7 protein-coding genes and 1 pseudogene are annotated in these 9,593 nt (G+C 67.3%); 1 reads left to right on the top strand and 7 read right to left on the bottom strand.

What is annotated here, in order from left to right; genetic code table 11:
• Positions 1–74 precede the first annotated feature (74 nt).
• Together ACWBNA_RS46170 and ACWBNA_RS46175 are read right to left on the bottom strand one after the other, a co-directional pair.
• Entirely contained in the window at positions 75–623 is a 549-nt protein-coding gene (locus tag ACWBNA_RS46170; RefSeq protein ID WP_482710601.1) for a YciI family protein, read from the bottom strand.
• Between the two features lie 799 nt (positions 624–1,422).
• Positions 1,423–2,130: a restriction endonuclease gene (locus ACWBNA_RS46175; RefSeq protein WP_482710602.1), complete on the bottom strand. Its 708-nt coding sequence runs from the start codon at positions 2,128–2,130 to the stop codon at positions 1,423–1,425.
• A 455-nt stretch (positions 2,131–2,585) separates the two neighbouring features.
• Between ACWBNA_RS46175 and ACWBNA_RS46180 the strand changes: the two are divergent.
• Positions 2,586–3,185: pseudogene (locus tag ACWBNA_RS46180) on the top strand (transposase family protein); the annotation flags it as partial.
• Here ACWBNA_RS46180 and ACWBNA_RS46185 read toward each other — a convergent pair.
• From ACWBNA_RS46185 to ACWBNA_RS46205, 5 genes are all read right to left on the bottom strand, one after another.
• On the bottom strand, positions 3,182–4,363 hold the full coding sequence (locus ACWBNA_RS46185) for an ABC transporter ATP-binding protein (protein ID WP_482710603.1): 1,182 nt from the start codon (positions 4,361–4,363) through the stop codon (positions 3,182–3,184). The pseudogene ACWBNA_RS46180 and the gene ACWBNA_RS46185 overlap by 4 nt on opposite strands.
• Before the next feature lie 91 nt (positions 4,364–4,454).
• Positions 4,455–5,288 (bottom strand): carbohydrate ABC transporter permease, encoded by an 834-nt coding sequence (locus ACWBNA_RS46190; protein WP_482710604.1) that lies wholly within the window; start codon positions 5,286–5,288, stop codon positions 4,455–4,457.
• On the bottom strand, positions 5,288–6,241 hold the full coding sequence (locus ACWBNA_RS46195; RefSeq protein ID WP_482710605.1) for a carbohydrate ABC transporter permease: 954 nt from the start codon (positions 6,239–6,241) through the stop codon (positions 5,288–5,290). Before ACWBNA_RS46195 ends, ACWBNA_RS46190 begins: the two co-directional genes overlap by 1 nt.
• A 67-nt stretch (positions 6,242–6,308) precedes the next feature.
• Positions 6,309–7,556 (bottom strand): ABC transporter substrate-binding protein, encoded by a 1,248-nt coding sequence (locus tag ACWBNA_RS46200; RefSeq protein ID WP_482710606.1) that lies wholly within the window; start codon positions 7,554–7,556, stop codon positions 6,309–6,311.
• A gap of 1,311 nt (positions 7,557–8,867) precedes the next feature.
• On the bottom strand, positions 8,868–9,539 hold the full coding sequence (locus ACWBNA_RS46205; protein WP_482710609.1) for a GNAT family N-acetyltransferase: 672 nt from the start codon (positions 9,537–9,539) through the stop codon (positions 8,868–8,870).
• Between the last annotated feature and the right edge of the window lie 54 nt (positions 9,540–9,593).

A 9,593-nucleotide genomic window follows, 5' to 3' on the forward strand; every position in this document is an offset into this window, starting at 1 on the left:
GAGCAGTCGGCAGGCCCTGCCTCGGTCAAGGTCCACATCGCCTCCAGCGGTGACGCTTCCGGCGCCTTTGTGGCTCATCGACGCCCGCCGAACTCCCAGTCGTGGACCTCGATGTCCGCGTACCGGTCCGCAGCCAGGACGGCTCGTGCCGTGTCCGGATCCGGGGCCCTGAGCAGCACCGCCGTACCCAGCCAGGTGTCGCCGTCGTCCGACAGCAGCGGCCCGTACGCGACCAGCTTGTCCCGGTCGAGCGGCAGGGCTGGATCGGCGGCCGGGCCCTCGCCGAGACCGAGCACCAGGTACCGGTTGCCACCGGTCCGGCTACCGGGGAAATCCCACATGGTGCGCCCCAGCACGTTGCGCCACCGGCGCAGCAGCACATCCCGGTACGCGCCGGCCTGGTAGTTAGGCTCGTCGAAGGCGAACGCGCGGGCGGCGGCGGGATCGGGCAGGTCGACGATGTGCACGCTGCCGGTGGGTGTCTCACCATCATCGGCGAAGGTCGGGCCGCGAGCGATCAGCTCCTTCGCGTACCGGTCCATGTATGACCAGTGCTCCTCCAGCAACTCCTCGCGTAACGCGAGGGAGCCAGGCCGATCACGGTGGTAGCAGAAAAACTCCATGACCACAGACCCTTCCCCAGCAAGGGCACCATCACAACTGGCTTTTGGCCATGATGACCACCGCACCCCTCCCGCCCGTCCCACCCACCCTGCCGACCGGGTCGGACAGCGCTGCGACAACGAGCCCCTTGGTAGGCCCTGTAAGCCACGCTCCCAGCCACGCAGTCTCAAGCCGCCGTCTCGCGGTTGTCGCTGATCAGGTCCCCTCTTCGCCTGTTCCGACTGGTTACAACTCCTCTTCTCCCAGCCGCGAACCGGCCCACGGCCCGGTCGCGGCCGCCAAGCTCGTCGCTGCGGCGGGCGGGCGGCACCACCAGACCCGAGAGATGGTCGCCGCCCGGGTCGGTGTGATCGCTGCCAGACGCCGCATGGTCTCCTGCCTGCGCCGGCACATCACCGAGGGCGAGGTCAGCGGCCGCCGCCTGGGGTAATGGCCAGATCGTCCGAATCAGCGACCCGCAGTTCGGGTCCAGCCCGTCTGCCCAGCGCACACCGACTGGCTCACCACCGGAGAACTGCACTGTCAGCATCACGCGAGGGGAATGGGACGGGCCACGAGTCGAGCCGGCGACCAATCCGAGCTGGACCGTCCGGGTCAGGGCCGCGGACCCCGGCTTGGACGATCACCAGTGCACGCACCAACTCAGGATGCCGCGGGGCGGTCAGGATGGCGGTGCGTCCGCCACGTTTCACAGCCACCCGGGGGTCAGCCATGACCTTCCGGGGCCCTGCCGGATGCTCTGAGGTCAACGAATGCGAGCCCCGCAGGTGTCGTCTTAGGGGCGTCCGCCCATGCGATTCAACTCAAGGAAGTTGGCCGCCGGGGAGGCGGAACCGTCCGCAGCAGTTCCCACAGCGGGCGTGAGCCGGACGCCCATACCGCCAGTGTCTGGCGGTCCACCACGTGCAGTCGCTGCTGCCTGGCGAACGCGACGGCCGGCGCGGTCACCCGCCCGTTCGTCACGATGACTGCGACGTCCGCTCCGTGGACCTGCCTGGCTGTGCCGTTGAGGACCTGCAGATCCGGCGTGCCTACCGAAGAACCGCGGGCGCCGTTGCGGCGGTGCTTGCACTGGATCACCCAGTGCCGTCCGAACGGGTCGGTTGCCTTCACGTCCGCGCCCAGGTCACCGCGGCCGCCGACGCGCTGAGCGTCCTGGCAGCCGTCCCGGCGCATCAGGTCGCGTACCGCGTCCTCGAACCGAGTGTGGTGCAGGGCGTCCAGCTGCGGCAGCCCGTAGCGCAGGGCTTGCGTGCGAACGGCCTCCCACCGGGCCTGCTGCTGCCGGTTGTACAACCAGCCGACGCCCGCCAGCACCGCGAGCACCCCGGCGATGACGAGCATCCACCAGTGCGCCAGCAGCCAGTTGACCACCCCCACAATCAAGGTGATCACCACGACCACCGCGATCGCCAGGCCGATCAGCTGCGCCTGTGCCTGCTGCTGTCGCCTGCCCCGCCGGCCAGGGCGCCGACGCGTCGGTCGCGTCGAGCGTCGCCGCGTCACCGGGCACCCACCTCGCGCACCCACGGAATCGGGTACGACACGGTGGGCTGCGGTTGCGGCACCTCGCTGGTCGGCGTATCGATCGTGATCGGATACTGCATCGTCGTCCGTGGCTGCCGCGGGCTGTTGTCGCCTCCCGAGGCCACGCCACTGTTGCCCAGGACCACGACCGCTAACGCGACGCAGGCTAAGATCCCCATCTCCCGGCGCGCGCCTGGAGCCCACCGCGAATAGCTGCGTACCGGCGTGCCGTCCGCGCGTACGTATCCTCGGACGATAGGCATCGGATGCCTCCCCCTTGACGATGTGATCCCCGCACAACCGTCCATCGTTGCAGCAGGCACTGACAATGGGTCAGCACATCACCGCTCAGTGTGATCACGCCAGGTGGGAACAGGCCAGGTCACTGCAGTTGCGAGCTCTGCCCCCACTGTGACCTGCTGTGGTCGGACCTGTGGAAAGACCTCCCGCATGACTTCCCGAACCACGGCACCGTCAATGCCTACTACCCGGCCTGGCGCGACGAGGCTGTCTTCGCCCAGCTCAATTACGGCCCGACGGGACTGGCCCGGGTGAAGGAAGGGCGCAAGCCCGAACCGACTGCCCAGCGACGTGCCCCTGACCGACCAGGGAACGGATGCAGCCAAGAAGGATCGTCGGGAGGACGCGCGGCATCCTCACCGTCACGATCGGACTCATCCTCGCTGTGATCGTCACGGCCGCAGGCCTCTCGAGAAGGCCTGGGACAGGCCTCCTCGACAAGGCGAAGGAGACGTACCCGACGATCTACAAGAGAGAACACCGTCGTTGAGCACGGTGCGCACCTCGGAATCGATGTCGAAGTCCTCAACAGATACCCGGATGCCCGTGGATTTCACGTGGTGAATAAGCGCTGGGTGCTCAAACGGAGCATCGGTTGGATCATGATGCACCGCCGTCTCACCCGCGACTACGAGACCCTCACCGCCAGCTCCGAATCCATGATCCACATCGCTTCGGTCGACAACCTTGCCAGGCGCTCCAAGGGCAAACTGCCTACCTCAAAGGCCGTCTAAGCAGCACTTTCCGGGTGAGTGAGGTTTGCCCCGTTCGCCGGATCGAACACATGCGCCTTGCCCATGTCGACCTGCAGGTCGACGGATTCCCCTTCGCGGGCGCGGGTGGCGGCGTCCAGGCGGGCCACGACCTGCGGAGTGTCCGAGCCGGTGTCACGCAGGCCCGAGTCCGCAGCGAGTTCCTCGAGCTCGGACGTCTTCGCGGCCACGCCCTCCGCCGTGAAGTAGACGAACACGTCGGAGCCCAGCGACTCAAGGACGTCCACGGTGACGGTGAAGCGGGGACGGCCCCGTTCGTGTGCCAGGTCCGCGTCCTCGAATGCCTCCGGCCGGAGGCCGATGATCACATCGCGAGGTGCGTTCTGCCGTTCCAGTGCCTGACGCGTACGGTCGTCCAGGGGCAGGTCGCCCACGGGCGAGCGGAGGGTGTTGTTCTCCAGTGTCGCCGTCAGGAAGTTCATCGCGGGCGAGCCGATGAAGCCCGCGACGAAGAGGTTGCGCGGGTGGTCGTAGAGCTGTGCGGGGGTGCCGACCTGTTGGACGAGGCCCTGTCGCATGACGACGACCCGGTCGCCGAGCGTCATGGCCTCCGTCTGGTCGTGCGTGACGTACACGGTCGTCGTGCCCAGGCGCCGTTGCAGCCGGGAGATCTGGGTGCGCATCTGTACCCGGAGTTTGGCGTCCAGGTTGGATAGCGGCTCGTCCATCAGGAAGGCCTTGGGATCGCGGACGATCGCCCGTCCCATGGCCACCCGCTGACGCTGGCCGCCCGAGAGGTTGGCGGGTTTTCTGTCCAGGTGCTCGGTCAGGTCGAGGACGCGGGCGGCATCCTCGACCTTCTTGTTCACGGTGGCCTTGTCGACCTTGGCCAGGCGCAGGGGGAAGCCCATGTTCTCGCGGACGCTCATGTGCGGGTACAGGGCGTAGCTCTGGAACACCATCGCGATGTCGCGGTCTTTCGGGGTGAGGTCGTTGACGACCTTGTCACCGATGCGCAACGTGCCCTCGGTGATGTCCTCAAGGCCCGCGATCATGTTCAGGGTGGTGGATTTGCCGCATCCGGACGGCCCGACGAGGATCACGAACTCGCCGTCGGCGATGTCGAGGTCCACGTCCTTCACGGCGAGGGCTCCGTCGGGAAAACGCTTGGTGACTCCCTCGAGGATGATCTCGGCCATGGGTGGTGTCTCCTTGCCTTCTTGCCTTCCGGCTCCGGGGTGTCGCGGATCGGGGGCTGCGGACCGGCGGCCGGCCGGCGACGGTGGCCGGTCAGCCCTTGACCGCTCCGGAGGTGAGTCCGGCGACGATGCGCCGCTGGAAGAGCAGGACGAAGATGATGATCGGAATGGTGATCACCACGGCCGCCGCGGCGATCGACCCGGTGGGCTGCTGGAATTGGGAACTGCCGGTGAAGAAGGCGATCGCGGCCGGCACGGTGCGTGCGCTCTCCGTGGAGGTCAGCGAGATCGCGAACAGGAAGTCGTTCCAACAGAAGATGAAGACCAGGATAGCCGTGGTGAACACGCCCGGCGCCGCCAGCGGCACGATGACCAGGCGGAATGCCTGCGCGGGCGAGGCGCCGTCCACCTTGGCCGCCTTCTCGAGATCCCAGGGAATCTCCCGGAAGAACGCCGACAGCGTGTAGATCGCCAGCGGCAGGGAGAACGTCATGTACGGGATGATCAGCCCGATCCACGTGTCGAAGATGCCGAGGATCCGCTCGATGTTGAACAGCGGTGACACCAGCGAGATCGGGGGAAACATGGCGATCAGCAGTGACATGCCGATGAGCACCTGCTTGCCGGGGAACCGCAGTCTGGCCACCGCGTAGGCGGCCATGGTGCCCAGTACCACCGCGATCGCCGTGGCGATCAGCGCGATGCCGATGGAATTGACGAGAGAGCGGGTGAACTCGGACGTCTCGAAAATGCCCCGGTAGTTCTCCCAGGTCCATTTCCTGGGGATGTAGTTGCCGTCCGTCAGCGTGCTCGGGTCCTTGAACGACAGGGCGGCGATCCACCACACCGGGAACAGTGCGTACAGCACCACCACCACGTTCACCACTGCCCAACGGGTGGCGTGTGCCTTGCCCACAGCTGCCATCAGCGCTTCACCTCCGCGCCTGGTGCGGCCGCGCCGAACAGCTTGATGAAGGCGAAGGCGATGATCCCGACGCAGATGAAGATCAGCACAGAGATCGCCGACCCGATGCCCAGGTTCAGCGCGGTGAACAGGTTGTGGTAGCCGAGGATCGACAGGGAGCCGGTCCCCTGGGCTCCCGAGGTCAGGATGAAGATGTTGTCGAAGATCCGGAACGCGTCGAGGGTGCGGAACAGCAGTGCCACCAGGATCGCCGGCTTCATCAGCGGCAGTACGACCTTGGTGAAGCGCTGCCAGGCATTGGCCCCGTCCACCATGGAGGCCTTCAAGGTCTCCTCGGGAACCAGAGCCAGGCCGGCGAGCAGTAGCAGGGCCATGAACGGGGTGGTCTTCCACACCTCCGCGAGGATGATCAGCCACAGGGCCGGCCATTGCTCGGTCAGCGGAGCCTCACCGCTCGGCAGCAGCTCGGCGAGGTATCCGAGCTCAGGCGTCCAGGCGTACTGCCAGGAGAACGCGGCGACGACCGTGACGATCCCGTAGGGGACGAGGACCGACGTGCGTACGGTGCCGCGGCCGAAGATCGTACGGTGCATCACCAGCGCGAGCCCCATGCCGAGGACCAGCTCGATGGCTACGGACACCGCGGTGATGAACAGCGTCACCCAGAAGGCGTCCCACCAGAACGGGGACGACAGCACCGCCCCGTAGTTGCTGAAACCCACGAACTTCGCCTGAGCGGGGAAACGCAGGTCGTATCGCTGGAGCGACAGATAAATGGCGTACCCGATGGGGTACGCGGTCACGGCCACCATGACGATGACCGCCGGTGCGCACAGCAGCCATCCGAGCCGCCGCTCCTGCCGGGCACCGGCGGACAGCGCCGCCTGGTCCTTTCGCAGCTGTCCCGCCTCGGGGGGCGGCGGGGCCCCGGCCGGTTCCGCCTGCATGCTCATCGCGGGCCGCCGGGGAAGCAGACCCGCGAGCTTGAACACGGGCGGGCGGGGCAGTGGGGCAGGTGGGTCACGGGATCACACCCTCGGACTCGAGAGCCTGGTCGATCTGTTCTCTGATGGTGTCGACCGAGCTCTGCGGACTGATCGCGGCCGGTGGAGACAGCGTGTGGGACACCGCGATCGACACGTTCTGGTACGCCGGGGTGATCGGGCGCACGCTTGCCGACTCCAGAGCCGCCAGTACGTCCTTGGCGAACGGGTAGTCCCTGATGAACGACGGCTCGTCGTACAGACTGCGGGTCGTGGGCGGCAGACCGCCCTTGAGCGCGGCCGTGAGCTGGTTCTCCCGGTTGCGCAGACACAACGCCGCTTCGAAACTCGGCCCGGGGTTGCGTGAGTACGCACTCACGGCCAGGTCGATACCGCCGATGGTGGGGCGTGACGGCCGGTCGGCGTCGACCTGCGGGTAGGGCGCCCAGCGGAAGTTCTTGAACAGCTTCGGGTTGTTCGCCTTCATCGACGGATAGACGAACGGGTAGTTGATCTCGAACGCCGCCACCCCGGACTCCATGGCGAGGCGGTTCTGGTCCTCCATCTGGTTGGGGAGGGAGGGGTCCGCGGCCGGGGAGTTCGCGAGGTCGCGCATGATCTGGGCGGCTCGGACGGCGGGTGGGCCGAGGGAGGGCTCGGTCGCGTCGGCGTTGAGGATGGTGCCGCCCGCGCTGTTGATCAGGCTGTTGAACCAGACGGTAAGACCCTCGTACTGAGCGCCCTGAATCTCCACCAAGTGCGGTTTGCCCTGCTGAGCGAGGTCGCGGGCCATGTCCAGCATCTCGGCCCAGGTTCTGGGCGGAGTGCGCACCAGGTCGTTGCGATACCACAGGAGCTGTGTGTTGGTGTTGTACGGGACGGCGTACAGCTTGTCCTTCCAGGTGGCGGTCTGCAGCGGTACGCGCAGGGTGCCCTCGGTCGCCTGCTGCTTCGCCCGCCCGGTCCACTCCCGGACCCAGCGGGCCTCCGCGAACTCCGCGGCCCATGTGACGTCCAGGCCCATGATGTCGACCGAGGTGTCCTCGGCGGCGAGCCTGCGCACCAGTTGCTCTCGCTGCCCGTCGGCGGCGCGTGGAAGCTTGTTGTAGATGATCCTGTAGCGGCCGCCGGACGCCTGACTGCACTTGTCGGCAGCCTGCTGAAGTGCACCGGAGTCGTCGGGGAAGTTGTACCAGTTCAGGGTGATCCGACCGCCCCCCGCCTCGTCACCGCCGCAGCCGGAGAGCACCGACGCGAGCAGGGGCAGTGCGGCGAACGCCCGCAACCGTCGAGATCTCTTGAGCCGCGCTCTCCCCTTTGCCGACCGGAACCGGGGACCCGGCCGGAAGCCGGACTTCGCGTGCACTCGTTCCACACCTCGCTTCCGGGGCTGGCAGTCGCGGGACTCGCATCCGCAGCGGTTCTCTTCCCCGGGGACACTAAACGGCATGTATAGCAACATCAAGCACATTCATCTCTAAATGCCCATTAGGCAGAGGTGGGGGGTGACTCACTGAACTCATTCAGCGTCACGGGGGAAGAACCCCTTCGGGGCGCCGACATGAGCGACCAGTTTTCGATCGGATCGATGACACCGATCCCGGCGACGGCGATCTGCCCCTGTGACAGCGCCACCGCGGGCAGCAGCACCCGCAGGGAACACGCGGCAGCACGACAGCCCCGGTCTCGAGGTCAGTCACCGTACGTCCCCGGCCCCACCCGTTCCCGCGCCTCGCGAACGGACCCGAGGACCCACTTAAGGCCGCGCACACAGAGATCGATACTGAGCGCACCCGCATCGGCGAACTCCACGGTGAGATCCCAGACTTGGAAGCCACGTGGACTGAGGAGACTGTGCAGCGGATCATCCACCGAGAACACCACGCACAAGCATCGGGTCCGCCAGTTCGCCACCGACAACCGCGCCCTCGACGAGCGCCTCAAGGTCGCTCGCTCCAGCTTCGCTTCCAAGACCGGCGCGTGGCAGACCTCTCGAAGCCCGCCTCACCGATCCGGCTCCAATGGTGGCCGTCGACGCCGGAAGGAGCCGGGGGGCCGCCGGTCCTCACGGGTCGTCACCGACCTGCCATCGGCCGGTCGCGCAGGTCCCGCAGCACATTCCAGCGGCCAAGGTCTGGGCCGACGGCGGTTACCAGGACAGCATGTTCCACCATGGCGCCCGGCTGGGCGTCCATGTCGAGGTGGTACGGCGGCCACGGGCGAGGGGGTTCGAGCCGCTGCACAGTGGTGGGCGCTCGAGCGCGCGTTGGCTGGGGCCGGCGCGCTGCGCCACAGTCAGAGCGACGACGCCAGGTGGGGGAGGTCGGCGGGGGAGAGGTGGGGGCGGGTGCGGTGCAGGCGTGCGGGTGGCGCCACCGGCCGGAGGCGTCACGGGCGACGCCGACGCCGACTTCCGCCACCAACTCGGGTTCCACCAGCGTGACGTTCAGCGCTGCCCGGCTACCCGGCGGTCAACCTCCAGCTCCTCCATGGATGATCGCGCCGGGGCGAGTAGCCCGGCGACCGGCTCGCTGTCCGTGCGAGGGTGGTGGTGCGGCCGGTGTACTGCAGGCGGCCGTCTTCGTGATCAGGTGGGTCACGTCGGCGCGGCGAAACAATGCACGGTCACCGTCTGGGTTGGACTCCACTGCTGGTCGACGGTGGCCAGTAGGGTCCATCCCAGGCGTTCGTACAGAGCTGCCGCCGACCTGTCGGAGGCCAGGACGTCGAGGACGGGGTGCAGAGCACGCTGCTGCGCATCCTCCACGGCCCGCATCATCAGCCGAGCGCCGATCCCATGGCCACGAGCTGCGGGCGAGACGAACAAGCGGCTGATCACAGCGGTGCGCTCGACAGGAACTCCCGCGCGGCGGCTCCACAGGACTGGTGCCGCATCCCCCTCTCCACTGCGGGACAGGCCGATGTGACCAACTACGTGTCCGTCCAGTTCCGCCACCCAGGCCGCGAGGAGGGAAGGCTGCATCAGCCATCCGCTGGGGCACTCAGGCCAGTTCACCGGGTAGCCGTCGTCACCATGGACTTCGGTCAGTACGTGGACGCAGCGATCGAGATCGGACGCATCGCGCCGTCGGATGCGGCAGGGCGAAGATAACTCGGTGGGGGAAGCATCCTGTTGGTTCACCGAAGCATGCAAGCACATGTCAGCGAGGCGAGGGCGAGGGCGAGCCACACGTCCGTTCGAGAGAGGATCTCCGCACCATATCCGTGAGTGCGGGGGTGGTGAGGTGTTGGAGGCCTTCAGGCCCATCTTGTGCTCGACGTTCGTCGCGTACACGCCGTTGCGCTCGCCCAGCTCGCCGGT

The sequence above is a fragment of the Streptomyces sp. Q2 genome, assembly GCF_056820935.1.

Bases quoted from the DNA above. Each gene is read 5' to 3' on its own strand.
- ACWBNA_RS46170 (WP_482710601.1), bottom strand. From the start codon at position 623: ATGGAGTTTTTCTGCTACCACCGTGATCGGCCTGGCTCCCTCGCGTTA.
- ACWBNA_RS46185 (WP_482710603.1), bottom strand. From the start codon at position 4,363: ATGGCCGAGATCATCCTCGAGGGAGTCACCAAGCGTTTTCCCGACGGA.
- ACWBNA_RS46190 (WP_482710604.1), bottom strand. From the start codon at position 5,288: ATGGCAGCTGTGGGCAAGGCACACGCCACCCGTTGGGCAGTGGTGAAC.
- ACWBNA_RS46195 (WP_482710605.1), bottom strand. From the start codon at position 6,241: ATGAGCATGCAGGCGGAACCGGCCGGGGCCCCGCCGCCCCCCGAGGCG.
- ACWBNA_RS46205 (WP_482710609.1), bottom strand. From the start codon at position 9,539: ATGGGCCTGAAGGCCTCCAACACCTCACCACCCCCGCACTCACGGATA.